The organism is Endozoicomonas sp. NE40, from assembly GCF_040549045.1.
GTDB classification, from domain to species: domain Bacteria; phylum Pseudomonadota; class Gammaproteobacteria; order Pseudomonadales; family Endozoicomonadaceae; genus Endozoicomonas_A; species Endozoicomonas_A lisbonensis.
Map to the genome: position 1 here is coordinate 2178296 of NZ_JBEWTB010000002.1, position 24690 is coordinate 2202985.

The 24690-nt window shown below is 49.7% G+C and carries 18 protein-coding genes and 3 pseudogenes; 7 read left to right on the forward strand and 14 right to left on the reverse strand.

The window, feature by feature from the left end; translation table 11 throughout:
* The first annotated feature begins 78 nt into the window (after positions 1-78).
* Positions 79-2715, forward strand: a complete 2637-nt coding sequence (locus tag V5J35_RS10825; RefSeq protein WP_354011243.1) for a glycoside hydrolase family 3 C-terminal domain-containing protein — start codon at positions 79-81, stop codon at positions 2713-2715.
* A gap of 15 nt (positions 2716-2730) precedes the next feature.
* On the opposite strand, the gene V5J35_RS10830 is transcribed toward V5J35_RS10825, so the two are convergent.
* Positions 2731-3789 carry a patatin-like phospholipase family protein gene (locus V5J35_RS10830; RefSeq protein ID WP_354011244.1) on the reverse strand — a complete coding sequence of 353 codons (1059 nt, stop codon included), beginning with the start codon at positions 3787-3789 and terminating at the stop codon, positions 2731-2733.
* Positions 3790-4182: an acyl-CoA thioesterase gene (locus tag V5J35_RS10835; RefSeq protein ID WP_354011245.1), complete on the reverse strand. Its 393-nt coding sequence runs from the start codon at positions 4180-4182 to the stop codon at positions 3790-3792. It lies immediately after the preceding gene.
* 265 nt (positions 4183-4447) lie between these two features.
* Between V5J35_RS10835 and V5J35_RS10840 the strand changes: the two genes are divergently transcribed.
* Positions 4448-5071, forward strand: coding sequence for a putative adhesin (locus tag V5J35_RS10840; RefSeq protein WP_354011246.1), 624 nt, complete (start codon positions 4448-4450; stop codon positions 5069-5071).
* Positions 5072-5087: 16 nt separating this feature from the next.
* Here V5J35_RS10840 and V5J35_RS10845 read toward each other — a convergent pair whose 3' ends face one another.
* The 3 genes from V5J35_RS10845 to V5J35_RS10855 are packed head-to-tail and all read right to left on the reverse strand — an operon-like array spanning position 5088 to position 8778.
* A complete protein-coding gene (locus V5J35_RS10845; RefSeq protein WP_354011247.1) occupies positions 5088-7412 on the reverse strand; it encodes a PqiB family protein in 2325 nt (774 codons plus the stop codon).
* A gap of 24 nt (positions 7413-7436) precedes the next feature.
* Entirely contained in the window at positions 7437-8087 is a 651-nt protein-coding gene (locus tag V5J35_RS10850) for a paraquat-inducible protein A (RefSeq protein WP_354011248.1), read from the reverse strand.
* Positions 8068-8778, reverse strand: coding sequence for a paraquat-inducible protein A (locus tag V5J35_RS10855; protein ID WP_354011249.1), 711 nt, complete (start codon positions 8776-8778; stop codon positions 8068-8070). The genes V5J35_RS10850 and V5J35_RS10855 overlap by 20 nt, the downstream gene beginning before the upstream one ends.
* A gap of 327 nt (positions 8779-9105) precedes the next feature.
* On the opposite strand from V5J35_RS10855, the gene V5J35_RS10860 reads away from it, so the two are divergent.
* Positions 9106-9864, forward strand: coding sequence for a DeoR/GlpR family DNA-binding transcription regulator (locus tag V5J35_RS10860; protein ID WP_354011250.1), 759 nt, complete (start codon positions 9106-9108; stop codon positions 9862-9864).
* 60 nt (positions 9865-9924) lie between these two features.
* Here V5J35_RS10860 and V5J35_RS10865 read toward each other — a convergent pair whose 3' ends face one another.
* A complete protein-coding gene (locus tag V5J35_RS10865) occupies positions 9925-10197 on the reverse strand; it encodes a DksA/TraR family C4-type zinc finger protein (RefSeq protein WP_354011251.1) in 273 nt (90 codons plus the stop codon).
* A gap of 155 nt (positions 10198-10352) precedes the next feature.
* On the opposite strand from V5J35_RS10865, the gene pdxA reads away from it, so the two are divergent.
* Together pdxA and V5J35_RS10875 are read left to right on the forward strand one after the other, a co-directional pair.
* A complete protein-coding gene (gene pdxA, locus V5J35_RS10870) occupies positions 10353-11354 on the forward strand; it encodes a 4-hydroxythreonine-4-phosphate dehydrogenase PdxA (protein ID WP_354011252.1) in 1002 nt (333 codons plus the stop codon).
* Between the two features lie 112 nt (positions 11355-11466).
* Positions 11467-12435, forward strand: coding sequence for an SIS domain-containing protein (locus V5J35_RS10875; protein WP_354011253.1), 969 nt, complete (start codon positions 11467-11469; stop codon positions 12433-12435).
* 59 nt (positions 12436-12494) lie between these two features.
* On the opposite strand, the gene V5J35_RS10880 is transcribed toward V5J35_RS10875, so the two are convergent.
* Together V5J35_RS10880 and V5J35_RS10885 are read right to left on the reverse strand one after the other, a co-directional pair.
* Positions 12495-15065 carry an autotransporter outer membrane beta-barrel domain-containing protein gene (locus V5J35_RS10880; RefSeq protein ID WP_354011254.1) on the reverse strand — a complete coding sequence of 857 codons (2571 nt, stop codon included), beginning with the start codon at positions 15063-15065 and terminating at the stop codon, positions 12495-12497.
* 165 nt (positions 15066-15230) lie between these two features.
* Complete coding sequence (locus V5J35_RS10885; RefSeq protein ID WP_354011255.1) at positions 15231-16292, reverse strand: autotransporter outer membrane beta-barrel domain-containing protein; 1062 nt, start codon at positions 16290-16292, stop codon at positions 15231-15233.
* Positions 16293-16449: 157 nt separating this feature from the next.
* Here V5J35_RS10885 and V5J35_RS10890 point away from each other — a divergent pair, with 157 nt between their 5' ends.
* Entirely contained in the window at positions 16450-19725 is a 3276-nt protein-coding gene (locus V5J35_RS10890) for a S41 family peptidase (protein WP_354011256.1), read from the forward strand.
* 12 nt (positions 19726-19737) lie between these two features.
* Here V5J35_RS10890 and V5J35_RS10895 read toward each other — a convergent pair whose 3' ends face one another.
* Together V5J35_RS10895 and V5J35_RS10900 are read right to left on the reverse strand one after the other, a co-directional pair.
* Positions 19738-20331: a thioredoxin family protein gene (locus V5J35_RS10895; protein ID WP_354011257.1), complete on the reverse strand. Its 594-nt coding sequence runs from the start codon at positions 20329-20331 to the stop codon at positions 19738-19740.
* A 76-nt stretch (positions 20332-20407) separates the two neighbouring features.
* Positions 20408-20998: pseudogene (locus tag V5J35_RS10900) on the reverse strand (BtpA/SgcQ family protein); the annotation flags it as partial.
* A 63-nt stretch (positions 20999-21061) separates the two neighbouring features.
* On the opposite strand from V5J35_RS10900, the pseudogene V5J35_RS10905 reads away from it, so the two are divergent.
* A pseudogene (locus tag V5J35_RS10905) lies at positions 21062-21205 on the forward strand (transposase); the annotation flags it as partial.
* Positions 21206-21387: 182 nt separating this feature from the next.
* Here V5J35_RS10905 and V5J35_RS10910 read toward each other — a convergent pair.
* From V5J35_RS10910 to V5J35_RS10925, 4 genes and pseudogenes are all read right to left on the reverse strand, one after another.
* Positions 21388-22086 carry an IS701 family transposase gene (locus V5J35_RS10910; RefSeq protein ID WP_354011389.1) on the reverse strand — a complete coding sequence of 233 codons (699 nt, stop codon included), beginning with the start codon at positions 22084-22086 and terminating at the stop codon, positions 21388-21390.
* Positions 21989-22540, reverse strand: a pseudogene (locus V5J35_RS10915) (IS701 family transposase). Before V5J35_RS10915 ends, V5J35_RS10910 begins: the two are co-directional and overlap by 98 nt.
* 198 nt (positions 22541-22738) lie before the next feature.
* Entirely contained in the window at positions 22739-24016 is a 1278-nt protein-coding gene (locus V5J35_RS10920; RefSeq protein ID WP_354016343.1) for a tyrosine-type recombinase/integrase, read from the reverse strand.
* Entirely contained in the window at positions 24016-24618 is a 603-nt protein-coding gene (locus tag V5J35_RS10925) for an XRE family transcriptional regulator (RefSeq protein WP_354016344.1), read from the reverse strand. The genes V5J35_RS10920 and V5J35_RS10925 overlap by 1 nt, the downstream gene beginning before the upstream one ends.
* Positions 24619-24690 lie beyond the last annotated feature (72 nt).

Genomic DNA, 24690 nt, shown 5'->3' on the forward strand with positions numbered 1-24690 from the left:
AATTAACTCACGATGTCAGTCTCGTTTTGTCATTCAAAAACGAACCTTCCTCTAAAAACTCTTTAAAAAGATATTTTGATGCGTCATTTAAAAAAAATTATGAGTATCGCGGTTTCTGTATCTCTGTGCAGTTCTGCCATAGCTGAAGAAGTGATACGCCCTGACATCCCTTTTTATGACCATACACTTTCTATTGAAGAACGGCTGGATGACATTACGGCACGCCTGACACCAGAAGAAAAAGGTCACATGATTACCCTGTGGAATCCGGGTGTGCCACGCTATGGCATGAAAGCCTATATGCCGGGCGAAGCGCTGCATGGCCTTGCATCACCACGGGTGAATACGGCTACGGTATTTCCTCAATCCATAGGACTGGCAGCCACCTGGGACCCGGAAGCCATGAAGCGTATGGGGGATGCCGTATCGGATGAGGCGCGCGCCCAGTATCACAATGGTCCGGTGATCAGCCGTGGTCAGCGTGGCCCCCTGACATTCTGGTCTCCGGTTATCAACATTGCCCGCGACCCTCGCTGGGGACGTACCCAGGAAGCTTACGGCGAAGACCCTCTGATTAACGGCATGATGGCAACCGCTTATGTTCAGGGTTTGCAGGGTGATCACCCGACATACCTGAAAACTGCTGCCGGTGCCAAACACTTTGTTGCCAACAATGAGGAGCACAACCGTTTCCACGGCAATGCCAATATCTCCGAAAAGCAACTGCGCGAATACTATTTCCCAGCCTATAAACAGGTCGTTGAAGAAGGTAACGCACAAATCATCATGACCGCTTACAACGCCCTGAACGGTGAACCTGCGGTCACAAATACCTGGCTGATTCGTGATGTCCTGCGTGGTGAATGGGGATTTGATGGCTTTGTACTGGGCGACTACGGCTCTGTACTGATGGTCACCAAAGGCTGGGGCGAACGCGGTTTTACAGGCCATGAAATCTATGACAACTATGTAGAATCCGGCGCTGCGGTCATGAACGCAGAAACGCTGGATTTTGATAATACCCGCATATTCCGACGAGAACTGATTACAGCGATTGAACGGGGCATGGTGGACGTGGGCCAACTGGACAGGGCGTTTCGTAACACCATACGTGTTGGCTTAAAGCTGGGCATGTTCGACCCAGAGGAACTGTCACCCTGGAAAGACCTGCCTTTTGAAACCATGGCGTCCTTTAAGGACCTTGCTCTGGAGCTGGCAGAAAAATCCATGGTTCTGTTGCAGAACGAGCCACTTGAAGACGGCAGCCCGCTTCTGCCACTGAATAAATCAGAACTGAAAACGGTTGCAGTAGTTGGTCCAAACGCAGACGTACTCAACTATGGAACATACAGTGGTACTGCAACTGATCCGGTAACGCCTCTGCAGGGCATTCGCAACTATCTGGGCGACGATATTGAAGTTCTCTATGTGCCATGGACCACAGCAGAAAATGAACTGTCTGATATTCCAATGGACAATATAACCACTCTGGATAATCAGGGGCTGGGTGTCTGGAATGCAACTTACTACGACAACCCTCATGCCGGAGGACGAATCGCAGCCGGAGACAATGTTGCCAATATTGATTATCACTGGATAAACGACAAGCCTCACAGACGGATCAAAAACGATCGCTACTCAGTGGTCTACACAACAACCGTGGTTCCACCGCAAAGTGGCCTGTACACATTGGGTGTAGATCATCAGGGGGGCGATGTCATCGTTCAGGTGAATGGTGGCCCGCTGATGCGTGATCATGGTGATAACAATAAACTGCGCCGCACCACAACCAATCTGGAGCTGGATGCAACCCGGACCTATGAATTCACCGTTATTTCCATGCGTCGTGAGAATGCTGAAGAACACGTTCTGCGCTTCGGCTGGCAGCTACCACAGGAAGAAAGTGAGTTTGAAGGTGGAGAGCTGGAAGTGGCCAGACAGGCTGATGCTGTTATTGCAGTCATGGGGCTGTCTGTTGAATACGAGCGTGAAAGTATCGACCGGGCTTTTGAAGGGCTGCCACCAGAGCAGGTAGAGATGCTTCAGGGCGTGGTTGCGGCAAATCCAAAAACAGCCGTTGTGCTACAGAGTGGCTCCTCTATCGAGAGCCCGGAGTTGAAAGCCATAGCTCCAGCCATTCTGCAGAGCTGGTATCCGGGCGAACAGGGTGGTAACGCCATTGCCAATACTCTGTTCGGTGACAATAACCCGGGCGGCAAGCTGCCTCTGACGTTTGTTAAACGCTGGGATGATCTGCCCGCCTTTAATGACTACGACATCAGTAAAGGGCGTACTTATCTGTATTTCGAAAAAGAGCCTTTGTGGGCATTTGGCCATGGCTTGAGTTATACAACTTTTGACATGGAAGCCCTGAACGTCAAAGACAAATCTGTCGCTAAAGACGGTACGATTAAACTGGATGTCATCGTTAAAAATACGGGAGAACGCGATGGTGACGAAGTGGTGCAGGTGTACGTGAAGGACCTGTTCGAACGTTCTGAAAAGCCATTGCAGCGTTTGAAGGCGTTTGAACGAGTGTCTGTGCAAGCAGGCAAATCTGAAGTTGTCAGCCTGAGTATTGATGCAAAAGACCTGGCTTACTGGGACGAGCACACGAAGGACTGGGCTCTGGGCGACCGTTACGAAATTCGTGTTGGTAATGCCTCTGACAACATTCTGCTGACTGAAACCATTACATTACAGTCAGTACAATAATCCCGTAAACGCAGGCTACAGTGGCTGAACCGTTTCCCGAATCCGGCCACTGTTGACCTGCTCCAGAAACTCGTCGCCCAAACGCTGGCTTTCCTGAATCACCACGCTCCAGTACCGAACCCGTTCCTTATAGGACAGGTTCACAAAATCATTACGATCAGGAATTTTGCCGTAAGGAAGCTTGGCAACAAATTCATCGGACGGTGACACGACCACAACATTTTCACTGTTCAATGCCGATGGTTTGCGCCACTTGATCCCTTTATCAAACCAGCCCGGCGTCCGGTGACCATAAAAATGTGGGTACAGCACCAGCTTGTCATTCTCTGCAAAGCGGGTATCAAAGTGGTAATCGGTCACCCCGCCATCCCGGTAAATGCCTTCAGGCGCACCAGCAATTCCCTCAACCCCTTCCATCACCATTGGAATAGAGCCCGAAGCAAGAATAGCGTCAGCCAGGTTGGCTTCCGACAGTTCAACCCGGTCTGTGGGCAGATCATTCATCTGGTGAAAAGGCGAACCTCTGCCGGGGGGATAAAACAGTGTTCGGGTAAAAAACAGCCCCAGAGTTTTACGACTGACGACGTTTGCCAGTGCAGCCATTCCCATGCCTGCCATCAGCTTGCCCTTCCGATGGCTTTTACCCAGTCCACGGCTGCGTACTGCAATCAGGTTATAACGCATAATGTCATTGTTCAGGATGCTGCCGGCTTGACTGCCAATGATCTCTCTGATCAGATGACGGCACTTGGTGGTAATTTCTTCCGGCGTCGGGCTTTCTGAGTATTCCGTCAGCAGATAACCCTGTTCAAACCGTTCGTGGGCAGCCAGTGGGTCTGGATGGGCGTAGCAGGCAAACCGCCAGCTCCCTGCTGACGTACCCAGCAGATGCAAAGGCTGTTGACGGTCTTTGAAGTACTCACCTAGCAGCGCTTTATCAAGCCCCGTGAGCACAAACCATTTAGGCCCGCCTGAAGCGCCCGGCACCACTTCAATGCTGCTTTGAGGCAACCCCTCATCCCTGATACGAGCCAGCGCTACAGGCCCTGCCCTGAAATCCAGTATTGATGACATTTACTTTTCCAGATGCTCTGACAGTTTTACCCGAACGTGGTCTGGTATCGGCGTCGCTTTTTCACTGACATAGTCATAATGAATCAATATCGCCTTGCCCCTGGCACACAACTGCCCGGACTGCCACGCTTCGTGATGGATATACATGGAGGAGTTCCCTACCTTTTCCAGCCATGTCCGCAATTCGACATCCTGCCCAAAACGCAGCTGCTTCAGAAACTCCACCTCTATACGGGCAATGATGAGCTGCCAGTTCTGCAAATCCATTTCAGGGTTAAAAATGAAAAAGATAGGCTCCCTGGCCTTTTCAAACCAGACCGGAAGAACCGTGTTGTTAATATGACCAAGGGCATCGGTCTCGCAAAAGCGCGGCGTGAGATTCTGGGTAAACATCTTTTGTACTTATTCTCTGAACGGGCTGTTGATGTACCTGGAGTCTTTAGACTCCTGAAGCCAGGGCAATTATTGCCGCTTTAGAGGATGATCTCAATGACTCATTTCCTGACTGATTGAAATGGCGGCGCCCACCGCAACGACTGAGACTATGGTTCTTTAGCTATGTTGAACTGATGACCGACGGCAATGGGTTTAATTCATCACCAAAGTGTAGGGTTTGTGTTAAACCTATTAAAGAATTGGTGATTTGAAGGTGTTCATCATGCCTATATTTAGCCCTAAACCTAAACTCGTAGTGAATGAATCGGTTCTTTCCAATAGTCTGAACTTATATACCTGCCAGAGTGGTGACCGTAAAGTTCAAAGCGTATTTATTTACTGCCATGGCCACTACAAACCAAAGAAACCTGGTGTATTAAGTAGCTTAGACATTACCGTAGTGCCGTCGGGAGCGTGGCTCTATTTCTACGTACCACACGGGTCTGTTCTGATTACCAGTTTAGCTGAGGCAATGGCAGGAGAGTTCGAACCTTTAGAGACATACATGCCAGGACAAAAGGTTGCTAATTATATATTAAGTCCTCTGGAGGGTAGGTATAGTGATGCAGGTTTTATCAAAGGGATAATTTTGCGAGATCGGCTTGGATCAGGCAAAAAAGCGAAGAAACACCCACTTAGGGAATGCGATGTTGTTCAGCCCAAATGGGATATACGCCTTGGGAAGCTGATTGACATGCTTCAGTGGACGGATAACCTGTATCCCCGGGTTCATTGTCTGTTCTGTCGTGAGTCGGTATACAGGCGAGGCAGACAATGGTATGACCCAGCCATTGAGGAGTCTCCCCATGTTCACCAGAGCGATGTGGGCAGATGGCAAATCATTTAGCTAATAGCTGACGATTTCAGTGGCTCATTTCCTGACTGATTGAAATGGCGGGCGCCCATCGCAACCACTGAGACTCTGGTTCTTTAGCCATGGTGAACTGATGACCTGCGGCAACGGGTTCTCCCGGCTCAGGTGTTGCAAAGGCAATTCCACCTGCCAGCAAAGCTTCCAGCGACTCTGTACGGATTTTAGCGCCACTGAACAAACCGAATTTCACATCGATACCACTGGCGTTCCAGAAACGGCTTTTTCTGGTGACAAGCGATTTGTAGCGTTCTTCAATATTAATAAATATCAGGACATGACTGGCGGGGTCTGCCAGACGATACCCCGTTACGGTACCAACCGGAATTTCCCGGTAATAAACCGGGTTCCCGCGACGAACAGAGCCTAACTCGCTGCTGACCAGCTGCAGGCGCAGCCCGTTGCTTACTGGCAGGTCGTCAGGTACAGCCATCTCAACTTCAAACCGGGTTTTAGCCACAGCGTCATGTCTGGAACCAGGCAGCACCTCAATGTATTGACCTGTCACCAGTGTTTCCAGATTCGCCGTATTAGCCAGTCCAAGCTTTGGTCTGACCAGCCAGAAACGGCTGCCTTCATGGGCTACCCAACCTGAACTTTTTCCCAACAGGGCGTCAGCCACAATGTGTTCTTTCTGTTTATCCAACTTCAGTTCAGTCAGGTGTCCTACAACCAGCCCCTTGTATTTTATTTTGGTACCCACCTGTAATCCTTCAGCCGTTTCAAAGATCAGGGAAATTTTCTGCCCGAACTGATGAGCTTTTTCAGCACTATTGTACAGAGTAAAACCGGTGCCATTTTTCACCTTGCCTGACGTTCTGTCAGGCGTATCAAAAGCAATACCACCAGCCAGCATGGAGTTCAGCGTACCGGCTTTAATGCTGAACCCCTGCAAGCCACCCTGCAGGGTGATGCCACTGATATTCCAGAACCGGCTGCTATTGTTGACCAGATGCTGGTAAGCAGGATCAACCAGTATTTTTATCAGAACGCCGTCGTCCGTTAGTTCATGGTTCTGTACGGAACCCACCTGCATTTTTCGAAAGAGAACCGGGCTTCCATGACTCACACCTGCCAGAGAGTCAGCCCGCAACTTCAGGTGTAAACCTGGCGCAGAAGGTGATGCGGCAGGCTGGCTGGCTAAACCTTTAAAGTGTCGTTTGGGAACAGCCGCCTTTATATCCTTATTACTGACGTCCATATTGATGTATCGCCCGCCCAGCAGAGTTTCCAGACCGGAAATACCCTGCAGGCCAATACTCGGCTTCACCAGCCAGAAGCGCGTGCCTTTTACCATCAGGTTGACGGCATCCGGTCGTATGACGGCATTGGCGGTAATGCCGGAATAGTCATCTTTGAGTTCAACATCCCGGATCAGCCCCACTTCCATACCATGAAACAGAATGCGGGTCTTTTCCTGTCCCAGCGCAACATCCAGCGGAAAATCAATCTCGACAGCAATGCCCGCTTCAGCCTCGTCATAATCGCGATAAAGCGGGAACACATCCCCCTGATAGGCTTCTGGAAACTCCTGCTCCCACTCAGGGGTATAAAGCGACACCCCTCCCTGAACCAGAGACACAATGGATTGCGTCCGGATTTTCAGGTTGGTAAGGCTGCCGGACAATTCGATCCCTCCAGCGTTCCAGAAACGGGTATTGCGACGTACCAGATGGGCGAACCGTGGTTTTATGAATACCTCGACATCCACGTACTGATCGTCCGCAGACAGGTCATAAGACGACACTTCGCCAATTTTCAGACGACGATAGTAAACCGGGCTGCCATTCTGTATCGATGACAGCTCTTTTGCCCTGAGCGTCAGGCTTAACCCTTCTTCCTGCTCACCCAGGGGAGGTGGCGACGGCAGGGCAGTGAATTTTTTGCGGTTAATCCCGGTATCATCCGGCTGGAAAGCGATATAGTTACCCGACACCAGGGTATCAAGGCCAGAAATACCCGCTACGCTTACCTGCGGCTGTACCAGCCAGAAACGGCTTTTGTCCGTAAGGCTGGACGACATTCGGCGATCCATCTCCAGGGTGACATCAACGGACTTGAGATCGTCAGACACCGCCATGCCCGTTACTTTCCCGACCGCAATACCATTCAGCCTGACTTCCGTTTTACCCTGTTTAATACCCCTGCCATTCTGAAACTCCACATCAATGACAATTCCGGCTTCACTGACCGATTTCCACACCAGCCATACAACGATCAACAAGGCGACAACCGGCAATAACCAAACAGGCGACAGGTTGCCACGTTTCTTAATGTTTGCCCGGGCAGGTTCCGGTGCAGAAGTGTTCTGGTTCATAGTTTTTAACCAGTTGTTTTCCAGCTAACTGTCAGTAACCTTTTCAGCTCCGGGTTCCACGGCATCCCACAACAAACGCGGATCGAACTGCATGGCTGCCAGCATGGTGGTCACCACCACACTGGCAAAGGCGTAAGCCCCCGTACCTGCTGTGACGGTACCGAGCTGTCCAAACTGCACCAGCCCCACCAGCAGGGAGATAATAAAAATATCCAGCATTGACCAGCGCCCGATCCAGACGATCATCCGGTAAAGCATCTGCTGCCGGTGCATGGCTGCTCCGGGAAACCGGACACAGATCAGCAGCCACACCATCCCCAGAAGTTTCAGAATGGGAACCACCACACTGGCGGTAAACACCAACAGGGCAATGGGAATCATGCCCTGATTGACCAGTTCGGCAACTCCCGAGAAAATGGTTTGCGGCTGCCCCTCTTCAAACTTGCTGACCGTCATCATTGGCAGCAGGTTGGCCGGGATATACAGCATGGCGGCGGTAAGGGTGAGCGCCCAGCATCTGGCTATGCTGTTCTGACGTCGTTGATACACCCGGGCTCCACAGCGTGGGCAGCGTTCTGTCTGTTCAGCACACACTTTGTGGCAGCTGAGACATAGCTTCAGTCCGACGTCAGAGCCGTTAATCCAGTTCTCAGCGTCAGCAGGATACGTTTTCATGATGCTCTTCTAGCTGTTCCCAGATTTCCTGTTCATCCATGCAGATACTGATGCCCAGCTCAGCCGCCATAAGTCCGGCAAAACACAACAAACCGGCTCCGGGCTGAACCGTCGCCATTTCGGCCAGCTTAATGACAGCGACCAGAATGCCCAGCAGATAGATCTCTACCATTCCCCATTCACCCAACTGCACATAACGCCGGAACAGGTGTCTGGCAATCCCTTTCATCCATCTCTGAAAGTGCTGCTCCTGAAAAATCGCCCCCATCACAAACAGCAAAATCAGCAATCGCATACCCGGCACCAGAATAGCCAGGGCAAACACCAGAAGTGCCACCCCCTGCAAACCTTCCCGATATAGCGCCACCACCCCATCCCAGATCGTACTGGCTTCCTGATGATCCAGAATCTCCATCACTAAAACCGGAAAAATATTGGCCGGAAGGAAAAGGAGTAAGCCTGTTATGACCCATGACAATGATTTTATAAGCCCTTCTGGGTGATACTCCCGTAAATTTCGGTTACATCTTGGACAACAGATGATCAGTTTGCGTGCGGGGTCTGAGTCAGTCACTTCCCTGATCAAAAGATCACAGTCGGGGCAAAGAGTAAGGCTACTGTCCTCCGGACAGAGTTGAGATTGACTCTGACTGTATGCGTCAGCGGGTTGCTGTAAAGAATCTGCCTTCATTGTTTCATCATTTGTGCCGTATAATCGCAATTCGCTGAATTTCTGATTCTGTCACCCTAACCTTTGTATCGGCAGAATCAGTGAGCGCCCGATCCACAGCAACGGATAATCCCTGTGAAGTTTTTCCTCGCAGCTGATGAGTAAGGCTTGTTATGTCCTGCCTCACGACCTGCATTGCTGTGGCGCTGGTGCTGTAGTACTCCGCCCAAGGCTATGATAGTCGCTTTTTTACCAGTGACTGCTGTCATGGTCAGGAGCTTGACTGACACTGACAATCGGTCACTTTCCGCGGTACGGAGCGATTTATCCAAAGAAAGAGGTTTTTATATGCTTCCCGTCGAGCGTCGCGAACACATCCTGGCTTATGTTGAAGAAAAGGGCTGCGCCAACATAGAAGAAATGGCCTCGAAGTTTGACGTCTCACAAATGACCATTCGCCGAGACATCCGAACTCTGGAGCAGGAAGACAAGCTGCGCGTGACCTACGGTGGTGCAGTTTCCAAAAGCTTTTTGATGGAAGACATTCCATACGAAAAGAAAAACGCGGTTAACATCGAAGAGAAGAAGTCCATCGCGTCTGAAGCCTTCAAGCACATTCGTGAAGGCCAGATCGTACTGCTGGATGCGGGTACTTCCACCATGGCACTGGCAAAAATGCTGATGCGTCTGCGCGTCACAGTCATCACACCAGACCTGAAGATCGCCCTGCAGCTGTCCGACTCCACCACTGCCAAAGTTTATACGACTGGCGGCCTGGTCAGCTCTATCACCAAGGCTCACACCGACGTGGCTGCCCTGAGCTTCCTGGACAGCATCAATGCTGACGTTGTTTTCCTGGCCACCAACAGCTGGAGCCTGGAACACGGTGTGACCACTGCGTCTACCGACCACTACTACATCCGTCGCAAGATGCTGGAACGTGCTAACCGCAAGATCCTGCTGGCTGACTCCAGCAAGTACGGCGCTTCCAGCATGAAGACCATCTGTCAGCTGGATGAGCTGGACACGATTATCACTGATAGTCGCTTCCACGATGAAAACATCACAGCCATTGAAGAAGCTGGCGGTCAGCTGATTCGTGCCTAAACGATAAAACAGCAAACCACCCGTGGCAGGTTGCCCGGGTGGTTTCTGCTTTCAGCTTCTCTATCGTAACTGACTGTCCTTGCTGCCCCGGCGATTAAACAGATCGGCCAGCCTCTGTTCCTGATCCAGTTCCTCCTGACAGCGAACACATAAACGGACACCGGGGAAAATACGCCGACGTTCTTCCGGTATGGGTTCTCCGCACTCGTCACACTCTGTTGCACTCTCGCTGTCAGAATCCGGCAGACGCGAACGAATCTGATCGACAGCATCATTCACTGTATCGTCAATCTGATCCTGAACAGCTCCGTCTTTTGCAAATCCTCCAGCCATTACAACCTCCTTTCATGCCTGACACAGAATGTCTGTGTGTTTAAATTGTAGGTTGGTCGGGCGAAAGCGTTTATGCTCTTTGAGCAGCACCCAACAAGAGAGCTAACCAGTACTAAACTGTACGACGACTTTTAATAACAGGATTACCCAATGTTATGAAGCCTCTGGTGTGTGTGCCAATGGGTGACCCCGCAGGCATTGGTCCCGAAATCATTATTCAGTCAGTGACTGACTCCAGGTTACTCAATACCTGTCGCCTTCTTATTACCGGAACCGAAGAGTGCCTGAAACGTGCTGCAGATGTCTGCCAGATCAAACTCCAGCTGAACCTCTGTCAGCGTGTAGCAGAGATGACCGGGCAAAAACAGACCCTGAACCTGTTCCCGGTAACCAGCCCGCCACTGAGTGAAGCGCCCTTTGGTGCTGTGACCAGTGCAGCTGGAGAAACCGCCTGGCAGTGCATTAAAGCAGCCACCGAGCTGGCTCTGAAGGGTGATGTCGATGCCCTGGCCACCACTCCCATCAATAAAGAATCACTCAAAGCGGCTGGTATTCCTCACATTGGTCATACCGAAATACTGGCTGACCTGACAGATTGCCCGGACCCTTTGACACTGTTTCAGGTGAAAACACTCAGAGTCTTTTTCCTTTCCCGACATCTGTCGTTAAGGGAAGCCTGTGATTACATCACGGAACCGCGCCTTGTTGGGCTTTCCCGCAGAGCCATAAAAGCCCTGCAGCAGCTGGGAGTACAGAAGCCTCATCTGGCGATTGCCGCACTGAACCCTCATGGCGGTGAACAGGGGTTGTTTGGCGATGAAGAAATGGTGTCCATAAAACCGGCGATCCAGCGACTTCAAAAGGAAGGTTTCCATGTGTCCGGCCCGTTACCGGCAGACTCTGTTTTCCATCAGGCTCTGCAGGGACGTTACGATGCAGTGCTCTCCCTGTACCACGATCAGGGACATATCGCGACCAAGATGGTCGATTTTGAGAAAACCATTTCAATCACCTGCGGGCTGCCTTTTCTGCGCACATCGGTTGATCACGGAACCGCTTTTGATATTGCAGGACAAGGTATTGCAAGCCCTGTCAGCATGGTTGAAGCCATCCGGCTGGCGTCAGAATACGCAGGGAGAATGAAAACATTATGTTGACGGCTATCAATATTCGGGAATTGATTGTGTGACATTATGAAAACAAATGAAGACATCAGTTCCGGGTCGTAAACACCGGATAAAGAATGACGGAAGGATACAGAACAGACCTATGGCCATAAATAATAATCAGACCACGCCGCTGGAGATGACTATGAGCGAAGGTATGAAAGCCAGTGTTACCCGCCAGATCGAAGCCCTGCAGGAACTTCAGGGACGTATCAACGGTGAATTCACTGAAGCCGTCCAGCTCCTGACCAGCTGCCGTGGTCGTGTGATCATGCTGGGTATGAGCCAGTCCGGTCATATTGGTCGCAAAATTGCAGCCACCCTGTATAACGCCGGCCTTTCCTGTCACCTGATTAACCCTGCCGATGCCTGGCACGACAATCTGAGTATGGTCGGCAGCGGCGATATTATTGTTATGCTGTCGTACAGTGGCATGACCGAAGAGCTGGTAAGGCTGTATCCAGCCATCAAACACCTGGGTAACAAAGTCATTACCATCACCGGTGATCCAAAAGGCCCCGTTGCAGAACAGGCTGACATCGTACTCGACGCCAGTGTGACTGAAGACCTGGCAGACCAGGAGTTCTCGCCCACGACCTACACCACCGTTTTGCTGGCCATCGGCGATCTGCTCGCAGAAGCCCTGCACCGGTTCCAGGCCAGTGATCTTGAAGGCTTGAGAAAAGACCAGAAAATCACCTGGGTACGCAACATCATGAGCGTCGACAACTATGGTCGCATTACGCCTGACAGCAAGATCAGCGATGTCATGCATGCCATGACGGCCACCGGCTCCAAGATCTGCCTGGTGATGGATGGTGATGATCTGGCAGGCGTGATTACCGACGGTGACTTACGACGCGGACTGTCTGGCGTAGACAGCCTGAGCGGGATGCGAGCCCGTAACATCATGAACGGCGCTCCGATCAGTATTAAGGAAGAAGCCAGTGCCTGTGACGCAAAAGCATTGATGGACAAAAACAAGATTCGCGCCCTGGTCGTGCAGGATGCCAATAACCATGTGATTGGCGTTGTGACCATTGATGCCTGCCGGAAAGCACTGGAGTCCTGAGCCGGGAATCAATAAAAGGAGAGGAAACGGGGCAGAAGTAGGGAGCTGCCCCATTTTTTTTAGAAGTCGTACTTCATTCTCAAAGTGTAATTATTACTTTTGTAGCCCGATTTCTGGTGACGGTCATAACCAAGAACTATCGACAGGTTATCAAGTCTCCGGTAGGTGAGATTAAACGAAGCCGAATAGCTGTCTCTGACAGGTTTTGCTCCCTCGAAGTTTAACGGGCCTCCACCATCAATCAATATCGAATCCGTTTTAACCCGGTCACCCTTGATGTCGTACCAGCCCATAATGCGAACTGAAGGTTCCAGCGTACCCTGGGCGATTTCGTATATCCGGCTCATTTCCAGCCCTGCACCCAGCTCAATCTTCTGATACGTCTGACCACTGACGGACTGGGCCAAACGGGTGTTACCGGTGTCTTTCTCCCTGTAATCGTCACTGACAATCCGGGAATAATTAAAGCCAATCACAGGCTGGAACAGTGTATTCAGGTAGGGATAAGTAAACCCGGCCAGAAGCTTCAGACCATAATGATTGCTGTTAAAGTCTGCCTCAATGGGAGACAAGACAACGTCAGGGTGCTCAACATAACGCATACGTTCATGCTTACTGCGCCCGTAGTTAAGAACACCGTCGAGATACCACTGATCACGAGTGTAGGAGCCGTACACACTCAGCTGATAGTTTTTGAGGCGGTTATCGTCTATCGAGTTCTTTTTTTCGGCTTTAACGCCAGCAACCGTGAAGGCGGCACCATAAGTGATGTCGTAAAACCCTTTTTCCAGCGAACTTTCCAACCCCAGACTAAAGCCGTCTATATCAGCATCAAAACCTGACAGAGTATGACCAGCCTTATTTTTCCGGCTGTCCTGCGAAGCCTCTGCGGCCAGCACCTGCATCCAGATGCCTTTGCCTGCCTGCTCATCGCCAAACGACACACCCCGGGAAAAACTGCGGGCAGTGCTTAGACGTTGCAGGGGAATAGACACCGCTTCTTCCTGAACAATAAGGTTCATCTGCTGCGTTGCATGACTGTTGTTCACCCAGTTTTCCTGAACCAGCTTGTCCAGCTGAGCCTTAGACGTCGTACCCGCCAACAAGTCAAAAAGGGTCTTTGAACGACTTGCCGCTTCTATCACTGCCTCGGTAGCCTCTGAACCAGACGACGCCTCTTCAGGTTTTTTCCGGTCAATCGTCACCGTTAATGTATTGCCGCTATCGTCAACCACATTGACTGTTGTTAACACTGACCCCTGAATATTGGCGCCACTGTTTGTCAAAGTACCTGCTCTCAGCAATTGATAGGATTCGCCAGCCAGACGGGAGTCGTCGTTGTAGAGTTCAAAGTCCGGTGCTACCACTACAGAGCTGGCAGACGACAACGTTGCAGTGCCACTGACGTCCATAACGGGCGTTGTTGAAGCCGCAGAATCGACACTGAACTCAAGCACACCGGTGTGGGTAAAGTCACCTGTCAGACTGGTGCCGCGTTCAGTGAAAAATGAGCCATGGTTATAAAAGTTGATATTTCCACGAAATCTACCCGTCATCAAACCTGTGCCTTGGTTTGTGACTTCCAGTGTATGATTCAGGTTGTCGTTCCAGGCTAAATAATAGCCTGACATTAACCCCGCATTAGTCACACCGTCGGTGATCTTTCCTTCATTAGCCGAAACATCACTATCGGATGATGCACCAATATAGACCAGAGCTTTGTCTTCTTCTCTGGCAATCATGCTGCCTGATGCTTCATTAACAATACCGCCAACAAACGCCATGTCCTTGAACTCAAAGGCATGTCCAGTTTCTGCAGTCATAACACCGAATGAGCGATTGATAATGCTTCCTTCAAAATTTGCAAAGGCATCGTCCGAGGTAGGACTATCACCGGTGATTCGAACCAGCCCCTCAGACGCTGTTATGGTTCCACTATTTTCCAGGTTTCCATTAAAGCTGGTGGCATCATTGAGCTGAAGGGCATAGCCGTTGCTGGTCCAGGTTCCCTCGTTAATAATATTTCCATAAAAAGAAGCCAGATGAAGTGAAATACCAGAAGAGCCCGTTGTCTTTATTATGCCCTTATTAATAAAGTCGCCATTCATGTCACCTTCGTAAAGCTTTAAAGCAATGTTCCCTTCCATGATGCCCAGAGTTTCATTGGTTATAACCCCGATCACTGACGTTGCCAGACTGGGATTATCCGGAGCGATTCTGATAATTTCTGAATCCTTATTATACAGGTAGCCTCTGTTGCTCACGTTGGAAAGGGTCGAACGACCATATTTAATATTGGCTCCCAGCCCCTGCTTAATAAGGATTTTGCCCGAGGGAGTGATGTTGACATCAACATCAGGCTCCGGGCTTTCATCAAATAATATGCCGCTGGCCGTTAAGCCATTATCCATAATCAGGCTACCACGAAGATTTATTGTGCCTTCAATAGGCACCTTGAAACGATGGCCTTCCGGGTAGCTGGAACGAATGATGACCAAAGCGGATTCAGAACCATCGGTAAGGCGGTACTCCCCTTCTGGTATGTCAAAATCCTTCGCTGCATGAGCACTGGCAACCGCCGCACTCAACACCGCCAGTGGAAATAAATGAGCCAGATTTTTATTGGGCATCCTTGCCTCCCGAAGATCCTGTCACCGTTTATTGGTGTCCTATTCATCGTTTTTCGGCACCGTGGGAAAGTCTTTAAGCGGGAACAGGGTTTGAATCCTGAGCTGGGGATCAATAAAAGAGCGGAGAAAGCGGGACAGAGGTCAGGAGCTGCCCCGCTTTTTTAACTAATAATCGTATTCCACTCTCAAATAATAACTATTATTTTTGTAACCGGACTTCTGACTAAGGTCATAGCTCACAACCACCGACAGGTTATCAAGTCGCCGGTAGGTAAGATGAAAAGAAGCCGAATAACTATCTTTGACAGGCTCGCCTGCCTCAGCATTCAATGCATCTCCACTGTCCATCAGGGTCGAACGGGCTTTAACTTTGTCACCCTTAATGTCATACCAGCCCATAAACCGGGCAGAAGGCTCTAAATCCCCCATAGGCAAGGCGTATATCTGACTCATTTCCACCCCTGCGCCGAACTCCATTTTCTGGTAGGTCAGACCGTTGACCGACTGCGCCTGACCGACATTACCGGCTTCCCTGTAATCATCAATGGTAATACGGGAATAATTAAAGCCAATCAAAGGCTGGAATATCGTACTCCAATAAGGGTAATTAAATCCGGCTAATAACTTTAAGCCATAATTATTACTGTTAAATTCAGCATCAGCTGAAGACAATGGTTCTATATACCGTGTGCGATGATTCTTACTCCGCCCGTAGTTAATAACGCCGTCGAGATACCACTCATCGCGAGTGTAAGAGCCATACATACTCAACTGATAGTTTTTGAGGCGGTTATAATCCATCGATCTCTGTTTGTCAGCCTTTACATCAGCAATCGTGATTGCGGCACCATAAGTGATGTCGGAATGACCCCTTACTGCCGAGCTATCAAGCCCCAGAGTGAAGCCATCTGCGTCAGCGTCAAAACCTGAAAGGGTGTTGCCCGCCTCATTTTTCCAGCTGTCCTGAGACGTACCAGAGGCCAGCATCTGCACCCACATCCCCATGTTTACCGGATCATCAGCATAGGAAAAGTCTCTGCCAAAATGCCTGGAAGTACTCAGGCGTTGCAGGGGGGCCGACTCAGCCTCCTGCTGGGCAATCAGGCTCATCTGCAAAGACATGAACGTGTTTGAGGCCAAATCAACTTCCTGCCGGGCATGGGTATTAGCAACCGCCACACTCAACGCCGCCAGTGGAAATAAATGAGCCAGATTTTTACAGGGCATCCTTGCCTCCCGAAGATCCTGTCGCCTTTTATTGGTGTCCTATTCATCGTTTTTCGGCATCGCATAGAAGTCTTTAGCGAATAAGCCCGTGGACTGGAAACAGAATCAGAAGATAACTGCTACCTTAATTACATAAAATCAAAACAATAGGCTTGGTATGCGTTTCCTCATCTTTCTTCTGGCACCTTGGTTCTTCTTTTCCGCTTTTCTCAGTGCCAGTAATGAAGGCTACTACCGGTATCCCAGTATTCATAAAAACACGGTGGTCTTCTCAGCAGAAGGTGATCTGTGGAAAACAACACTGACAGGGGGGACAGCCACACGTCTGACCACCAATCACGGCCGGGAAGTGTTACCGGCTATTTCTCCGGATGGTCAACAGGTGGCATTTCTTGCCGAATACGACGGGCCTGACAATCTCTACACCATGCCAATAGCCGGAGGGCTGCCAAAACGACTGACCTATTCAGAAGGTCAGGTGATTCCCCGGGGCTGGATTAATGACGGGCAGATTCTTTACGCCACCAATGAGCGAACCGTGTTTGGTGAAAACTTTCAGCTGGTCACGCTGGACACTGAAACCCGTGAGCGACACTGGATACCCCTGGCTCAGGCCTTCGAAGGCAGCTTTGGCGCTGGCTCGACCAATAGCCCGGACAGCAGCAGAGCACTCTTTTTTACCCGCCTTTCTGGCCCCTTCCACAATATCAGGCACTATCAGGGAGGAACCGCTCAAAATATCTGGAAATATCTTGAGGGTAAGGAAGCCGTCCCACTCACCAAAGACTTCCCCGGCACCAGCCGACACCCTCTGTTCTGGAATCAACGGGTTTATTTTGTCAGTGACCGGGACGGAAGTGGCAATCTGTGGTCAATGGACACGGATGGCCAGAACCTGATTCAGCATACCTTTCATAAGGGTCTGGATATCGAGTATCCGGCACAGGACGACGGTCAGTTTGTTTACCAGCTGGGGCCAGACCTCTACACTTTAGACCTGAAGCAGACTGACGCTAAACCAGAAAAAATTCAGATAACACTCGCTTCAGACTTTGAGCAACGGCGGCCACACTGGCTGCACTGGCCCGCTGCTTATCTTTCCGGCTATAACCTGTCTCCAGACTCTACCCAGCTGGCATTGACTGCACGGGGGCAGATAACCCTGCTGCCTGTGAAAGATGGCCGGACGGTTTCCATTCCCAGTCCGGGAAAAGACGTTTTTTTTCAATCCGCTCAGCATTTAACCCACTCCCGTCACCTTCTGGGGCTGGCTTCAGAAGGCATTTATCAGTCGTTCTGGTTGCTGCCAGCTGATGGCAGCAACCAGCCCGTAAAAATTCATCAAACGGACAAAACGATCATTGAAGCTCCGGTTATCTCACCGGATAACGAATTTTTCGCCTGGACGGATTCTGATGCGACCGTATGGCTGACCCATATTCAATCGGGCACGACAGAAGCCATCAGGCAATTTGAACCACAGGATACCTATCCCGGTCAGTTCAGCTGGTCTCCGGACAGTCAGTGGTTAACCTTTTCCAGCCCGGCCAGCAACCGTAAAAAACAGATCTATCTGTTCAGCCTCTCCGACAATCAACTGACAGCAATTACCAGCGATCGTACTGACAGCGGCTTTCCCGTCTGGAGTCCCAGCGGCAAATGGCTGATGTTTATCTCAGAGCGATTCTTCCACTCCAAAGTACAGAACCCTTTCGGATCGAATCAGCCAGAACCTTATTCAGACACAAACCGTGGTCTGTTCATGGTAGCCATGGACCCGGAGGCAATCTGGCCTTTTGAGCCTGAAAATGAAGTCCTGCAGCAGAAAATTGCCCGGCTTATGGAAAACGAGCAACAGGGAGAACCCTCTGAAGAAGAACAGCCTCAGCGCATTACTGTTGAACTAAATGGACTGCAGGATCGCCTGTACCAGATGCCTGTCCCTCCCGGCAATTATTATGGTCTTGGTTTCACAGATGGTTATCTGTTCTGGGGGGAACCGGACTCTGAAAATACGTTCACACTTTACAGTCTGGAAGTTGGTAATGCCCCGGACAATCAACCCTTCATTGTTGCTTCAGGTCTCACGGGTTATCAGCCGTCCAAATACGGAGAACAGCTCCTGATCCATGGTGACAATGACGAGTTCGCCCTGATTCCTGTTGGCGTGCCTGAAAGCAATATTGAAATTAATCCTTTATCCCTTGAGCAATGGCGGGTTTACGTTTCTCCACAGGACGAATGGCGACAACTGTTGTTTAACGTCTGGTCTCTGCTGGGGAATCAGTTTGCTGACCGTTCAATGAATAGCACAGACTGGCCGGCACAGCTGGATACTCACCTGCAGATGTTGAACCGGGTTACAAACCGAAGTGACCTGAATCACCTTATTGGCAGCATGATCGGTCAGCTGGGGGTGCTTCATCTGGAGATTGACGGAGGTGACCTGCGATTCAACGACAAGTGGAGTATAGAAAGCTCTCTGGGGGCTCTCTTCTCAATGGAGGACAAAGGGTTACTCATTGATCAAATTTATAAAACTGACCCTGATTTTCCCCTGAAACGCTCCCCGTTAGCCCGTCCTGGCATCCAGATTGAAGAAGGAGACAACATTACAGCCATCAACAACCTGCCGCTGGATCATCAGCAACCGATAGAAGAACGGTTAACGTTCAAAGAAAACCAGCAGGTGTTGCTGACCGTTAAAAAGCCGGGCATTCCAGACCCCATAGAGCAGATTGTCTGGCCAATATTGCCTCAGGAATCTGCCAGGCTACGCTACGACTCCTGGATGTACGACCGGCAACAGCGCACCGAACATCAGGGGCAGGGAAAGCTTGGCTACGTTCACCTGAGAGGCATGGAGGCCGATAATTTCGAACAGTGGGTGCAACAGTACTATCCCGTCTTTAATCGTGGCGGACTAATACTGGATCTGCGCAACAACTCTGGCGGAAACATTGACAGCTGGATTACCAGCCGTCTGCAGAGAAAAGCCATAACGTTCAACAGTTATATGGGGTCCACCGTGGACTGGAATATGCCATACGCCTTCAGGGGACATATCGTTGTTTTGGTTAACGAGCATACTGCTTCTGATGCGGAAGAACTGGCTGAAGACTTGAGGAACCTGGGACTGGCCACCATTATTGGCACTCGCACCTGGGGCGGAAGAATATGGATGTTTTTCTCTGAACTGATGGATCAGGGCTTTGTGACGGTTCCCTATATTGCAGGCTACAGAGCCAATGGCCGCTGGCTGGCAGAAAACTGGGGCATAGAGCCCGATATTCAGATTGATAATCTGCCCTATTCTACCTTCAACGGCAGTGACTCTCAGCTGGACAAGGCTATTCAGTTTCTGCTTGAGAAGCTGGAAAAAGAGCCTGTAGAAACCCCTGCAAGACCTGATTTCCCGATTGCCCGCCCATAGTTGATATGGGTGTTAATTCCCTCGCCATTTTATTGAACACCCCATGCTGGGCTGCTGATCCTTCGGGCCTTTACCGGTGGCTGCGATGGTTCGCATGGCATTGAGCAACTCCGGAACCCGGTCAGACGGATCGTCCATTCGGGCATTATCCAGCCTGCCGCGATACTGAAGCCTTCCTTCCCGATTTAAACCAAAAAAATCGGGCGTACAAACAGCGTCGTATTGTTTGCCGACGGACTGGTCTTCATCAATCAGATAAGGGAAGTCAAAGCCATGCTGGCTGGCAAACTGTTTCATCTTTTCCGGAGAATCTTCCGGGTACGCTTCGTAGTCATTAGACATAATGGCAAGGACATTAATGCCTTCCGCCATCAGTGAACGAGTGTCTTCAGCCAGTCGTTCTGCAATCTTCTGAACATAGGGACAGTGGTTGCAGATAAAAGCGATCAGCAGGCCTTTCTCTCCCAGATAATCACTCATGGTATAGCGGTTACCATCAACGTCTTTCAAGGTGAAGTCAGGCGCTTCCCAGTCAAAGTTACAAACCGGTGTATCCAGTAGCATGATTGCCCTCTCTTTTTTAGTCAGGAACCTGTCGGACTCCATTTATTTTAACAGTGCAGCCTGATTATGACCGCTATTCAACGCTTTCAGGCGGCATTTTTCAGCTCATGTTTTTCGATCAGCGGAAAGAATTTACTTTATCCATAAAACGGGTGACCCGGTCCTGATCGACAAAGTTTTCAAAGACCCCATCTTTCTTGAATGTGGTAGCCGTTACACAACCGTCGGCTATACTCAGCTGCTCCTGAACGTTTGATACGCACAGGGCGTCCGGACGATGGTTAAACACTGTCGATTTTGCAATGCTGTACAGGTCACGATCCCCCATGTAAACCACCGCTTCAGGCACAATGTTAAATAAAGTCTTTACATGACCAGCACCAATACGATGCTGATGGCGAATGCTCTCTCCGGTATTCGTATCCCAGACACCAAAGCCACTGGCATAAACACCGGAAAAGATTTCACGAACAAACAACCCGTCTACCGCTTTGGCAAGATCAAATGAGGCCACCGTGTCCCAGAGAACATTGACACCATAAGGAACCGTGATATCAGATTTCAGTTCGCCAATGGTGCGAGCCATTGCTGCGGTGGTTTCCGGTTCCACTCTTGTCAGATAGGGCAGGCTGAACTCATTTGAAAACATCACAGCGTCAACGCCACCATTTTGCAGAGCAAGCAGATCTTCCCCTGCCTTATCAATGTAGTGGTTTAATGATCTCGGACACCATTTTAGGTGGTAAAGTTGTCACCTTAGAAGAGGTGTTCAATGACAAGAAAACGTCGTTCATATACAGCAGAATTTAAACTGGAAGCTGCCACACTGGTTCTTGATCAAGGGTATTCAGTACCTGAAGCCAGCAAATCGCTTGGCCTGAATGAGAACGTTCTGCGCCGGTGGGTAAAACAGTTAGGGCTAGTCCTACAGCTGCACATTCAGTAAATATTGACTTCGCCAGTGCAGCACAGGGGCTGAGTACTGATGTTTGCGCCTGAATATCGACCAATGCAACACATGATCAATGCAATGGCATGGTAACAACCAGACCATTGTTCCGATGATTAACTTGCGAAGCTCCTGCAAGGTCAATGATATTATCCCAGTATCATCTGTTTTTTTTCATGCCGAGCTCTCGTTAACGCCAAAAAGGTTTGAGCCAGCATGACAAGTGTCATGTGTCGATACCAGGAATTCCAGTTTCTGACTTCATACTGATCCATGCCCAGCATGTCTTTGGCTTCTTCAAAACAGGTTTCTATGGCCCAACGCTGTCCAGATGCTTCTACAAGGCCCCTTAAGCTTGATTTATGTGCGGGAGCACAGCAACGAAAGATAACTACTTCATCCAGGTCTACTGAGGCGACGGGCTTTCTAAAAAGCAAACTGTGCTGCCAGCCTTCTGGTTCACAGCCATTAATCGGAATCACACACCATTGGTAAAGCCGTGCTCCTTTTGTTCCAGCACCACTCGACAGTGTTTCCCATTCGGCACTTTTCAGTAGTTCTTTTGCCAATGCGCGAGCCTTCTTCTGAACGTGTCCCACCCAGGCATAATGTTTTCCTGTGATGCCAAGAACATAGGGCTGCTGACGGTCTTCAAGATGCTTTCGTAAGTGAGAGCTTTCACCATAAACACTGTCGCCAAGAACCCAGTCTGGCATCATGCCTTGATCCAAAGCGGCAAGTAACATCTGTTCAGCCAGTTCTGTTTTGGTTTGGTTTGGTTTGAAAACTGACTGATTCAGGAACTCCTGCTCGATGGCAACGGGGAGGATCGTTTGTCCATGATTCAGGCAGGTAAAGTCGAGTGTCCAGTAAACAATGTTCTTCTTTGGTAGTACAAGCGAGATAAACAGCAACCTGACTATTTTCAATTCGACCTGCAGTACCACTGTATTGCCGCTGAACACCGCAAGAGTGTTTGCCCTATTTGATAAAGCCTGTTTCATCTACGACTGGTGAGTAGCTTTTGCCTGATAGAAACGCCAGATGCTCATGGAGAAGCTCTGCACGAATTGCTTCCTGATCCCAAACGGCACGACTAAGAAGGTGCTGATAGAGAAAAGGGTGACTATGACCTGCGAATTCAGCCATTTGCCACGTGTTATGCCTGGGTATGTGGCTCAGTAGACCCAGTACATAATCATGAATGGTATCGCTAGTTGGTTTTCTGGAGCAGTGTTTTGCAGCGAGCTTTAACAGGTGATCCAGAAGGCTGGTATCAATATCAAATAATGAACTAGACATAATGCTAACCCCGAGTACGGGATTAGCTTAGCTCATTATTTAAGTGCAGCTGTAGGACTAGACCTAAATGCCAGATACGAAAAAGCCCGAAGCGTTTACTAACGCTTCGGGCTTCATCATGTTTGGTGCCGGCACCAAGAGTCGAACTCGGGACCCACTGATTACAAGCTGACCCAGATCACAACACAAGCCATTGATTTATAAAGGTTCTTGATTATCTGAATCATCCTGTGACACCTTTGTGACACTTTTAGACAATCTCGCTGCTGCATCTGCAGCGTTCTTCTGTTGAACCTTTCTTCCGTCCAGGTAAAGCATGGTGGTGCTGATGCTGTCGTGATCTGCAAGTTGTTGCACAGAGTAAGGATCGGTTCCGTTCAACAATAACTGAGTGATCATTGTAGCCCGCATTCCCCAGTGGAAAGGTTTTAGTTTGGGCAGTCCGGCTGCTCTGCAGGCTCGGGTTGCCTGAGACGATACGTCACTGGTGTCGCTATACCACTGTCTGCCATCACCCTTGTCCAGCCAGTACTTTTCGTTTTCATTTCTCTCGGCCAGATCTTTTTCCAGAAACTCGTACAGCTCATCATTAATGGGTTTGTCAGGCCATTTATCTTTTTTATTTTCCCAACCCAGTTCTTCATTATCGCGGATTTTAATAATCCGCCGTTTCATATCAATGCAGTTCAGTGGCAGTTGCCAGATAGCCCCCAGACGCAGCAATGATTGAGTAGCTACCATATAGGCCCGCAGCAAATTCCGCATATCACGAATCAGTCGCTCATTGTCTGCCCGTTGTCTGCCAGTCAGGTCTTCAGATCGTTTAGCCAGCCCACGCTTATATTCACTGATAATAAATTGCTTGAGCTTTTCCAGTTCAGAAAGCTCCAGGGTTTTCATATCTTTCTTCTTAACCTTGGGAGCATTCACTTTGGGCTTATGCTTTAGAATCCTTTGATCGTAGAAACACCATCGAAGAAAGACCCGTAGTTGTCTGGCATGGACATTCTGACTGGTGACAGCCATGAGCTTTCCACTCTTACCAGGTAAGGTTTTCAAATGCTTAAGGAACTTAACTTCATGCTCTTTATCGTAATCCCGAACCCGATGATTTTGATTCGCCTGGATGTAATACTTGATCGTGTTCTTGTAGGATTTAACCGTCTCTTCTGATCGATGTATCTTTACTTCATCCAACCAAACCCTACTGGCCTGCTGAACTGTCCAGTTATTCTTAGCCTGCTGTTTCTTCGCTCTCTCTGCTTTCTCGGCCTCACTGGCCCGTTGAATCTTTCTACCCTGTTCCTGATAAAGCTCCATCAGCTTCAGCTGTTTATCCATATCAGACAAATGGCTCAAAGAATCAACAGAACATAGCGTCCGCCGAACACCCCGCCGACCTTTCTCCCAACCGCCCTCTGGTGGGAACTCTCCGACCCATTTATCGCCTCGTTTGGAAAACAGCTTCCTGGACATTATCGGGCTCCGAACCAGGCAGGTGTGCCAATGATTTCCAGGTCATCCACCTCAACCTCAAAAGGCAGATACTTATCACTGCCCGATCTGACCTCTACACAGCCTTTAGCCGGGTTTAACTGGATGTATCGAAGAAACAGTTGTTCTTCATCCTTAACCCGGATCAGGGCCATTCCGTTTGGTTGCTTGTTCATTGTGTTGATCACAATGTACGAATCTCTGTGAATAGACGGCTCCATACAATCGCTGGTCTCGTGGTACATCACTGCCTTTTCAACAGGAACCCCCAAAACATTGACCAGGTAATTACGGTCAAATAGAAACGGGGCTTTAACTTCAAATCCGATGAATGGAATAGCCACATAACCTGACGCATTTTGAATACCACTCGGATCACCTTTACCGGTGGCCAGCCAGTCAATCGTTACGCCAGCCGCATCAGCAATAGCTGATATCTGCGTCAGCCCGGGACTCTTAATCTCATCACGAATGAGCCTTGATTGTTGCGATGGGCTGATGCCTGTCAGCTGCTGTAATGCACTGGAGCCCCCCAGTTTTTTCTGAATGAACTGGACTCTCTCGCCAAGGGTTTCCATTTGCATGGCGCTATCACCTTTCATGATTCAAAACTAATACGCGAAAATATTGCAAATAATGTTGACTTTCCCAGTAAA

Excerpts from the sequence above, each read along its gene's own strand:
- V5J35_RS10825 (WP_354011243.1), top strand. The coding sequence starts at position 79 with ATGCGTCATTTAAAAAAAATTATGAGTATCGCGGTTTCTGTATCTCTG.
- V5J35_RS10830 (WP_354011244.1), bottom strand. The coding sequence starts at position 3,789 with ATGTCATCAATACTGGATTTCAGGGCAGGGCCTGTAGCGCTGGCTCGT.
- V5J35_RS10835 (WP_354011245.1), bottom strand. The coding sequence starts at position 4,182 with ATGTTTACCCAGAATCTCACGCCGCGCTTTTGCGAGACCGATGCCCTT.
- V5J35_RS10840 (WP_354011246.1), top strand. The coding sequence starts at position 4,448 with ATGCCTATATTTAGCCCTAAACCTAAACTCGTAGTGAATGAATCGGTT.
- V5J35_RS10845 (WP_354011247.1), bottom strand. The coding sequence starts at position 7,412 with ATGAACCAGAACACTTCTGCACCGGAACCTGCCCGGGCAAACATTAAG.
- V5J35_RS10850 (WP_354011248.1), bottom strand. The coding sequence starts at position 8,087 with ATGAAAACGTATCCTGCTGACGCTGAGAACTGGATTAACGGCTCTGAC.
- V5J35_RS10855 (WP_354011249.1), bottom strand. The coding sequence starts at position 8,778 with ATGAAGGCAGATTCTTTACAGCAACCCGCTGACGCATACAGTCAGAGT.
- V5J35_RS10860 (WP_354011250.1), top strand. The coding sequence starts at position 9,106 with ATGCTTCCCGTCGAGCGTCGCGAACACATCCTGGCTTATGTTGAAGAA.
- V5J35_RS10865 (WP_354011251.1), bottom strand. The coding sequence starts at position 10,197 with ATGGCTGGAGGATTTGCAAAAGACGGAGCTGTTCAGGATCAGATTGAC.
- pdxA (WP_354011252.1), top strand. The coding sequence starts at position 10,353 with ATGAAGCCTCTGGTGTGTGTGCCAATGGGTGACCCCGCAGGCATTGGT.
- V5J35_RS10875 (WP_354011253.1), top strand. The coding sequence starts at position 11,467 with ATGGCCATAAATAATAATCAGACCACGCCGCTGGAGATGACTATGAGC.
- V5J35_RS10880 (WP_354011254.1), bottom strand. The coding sequence starts at position 15,065 with ATGCCCAATAAAAATCTGGCTCATTTATTTCCACTGGCGGTGTTGAGT.
- V5J35_RS10885 (WP_354011255.1), bottom strand. The coding sequence starts at position 16,292 with ATGCCCTGTAAAAATCTGGCTCATTTATTTCCACTGGCGGCGTTGAGT.
- V5J35_RS10890 (WP_354011256.1), top strand. The coding sequence starts at position 16,450 with ATGCGTTTCCTCATCTTTCTTCTGGCACCTTGGTTCTTCTTTTCCGCT.
- V5J35_RS10895 (WP_354011257.1), bottom strand. The coding sequence starts at position 20,331 with ATGGAGTCCGACAGGTTCCTGACTAAAAAAGAGAGGGCAATCATGCTA.
- V5J35_RS10920 (WP_354016343.1), bottom strand. The coding sequence starts at position 24,016 with ATGTCCAGGAAGCTGTTTTCCAAACGAGGCGATAAATGGGTCGGAGAG.
- V5J35_RS10925 (WP_354016344.1), bottom strand. The coding sequence starts at position 24,618 with ATGCAAATGGAAACCCTTGGCGAGAGAGTCCAGTTCATTCAGAAAAAA.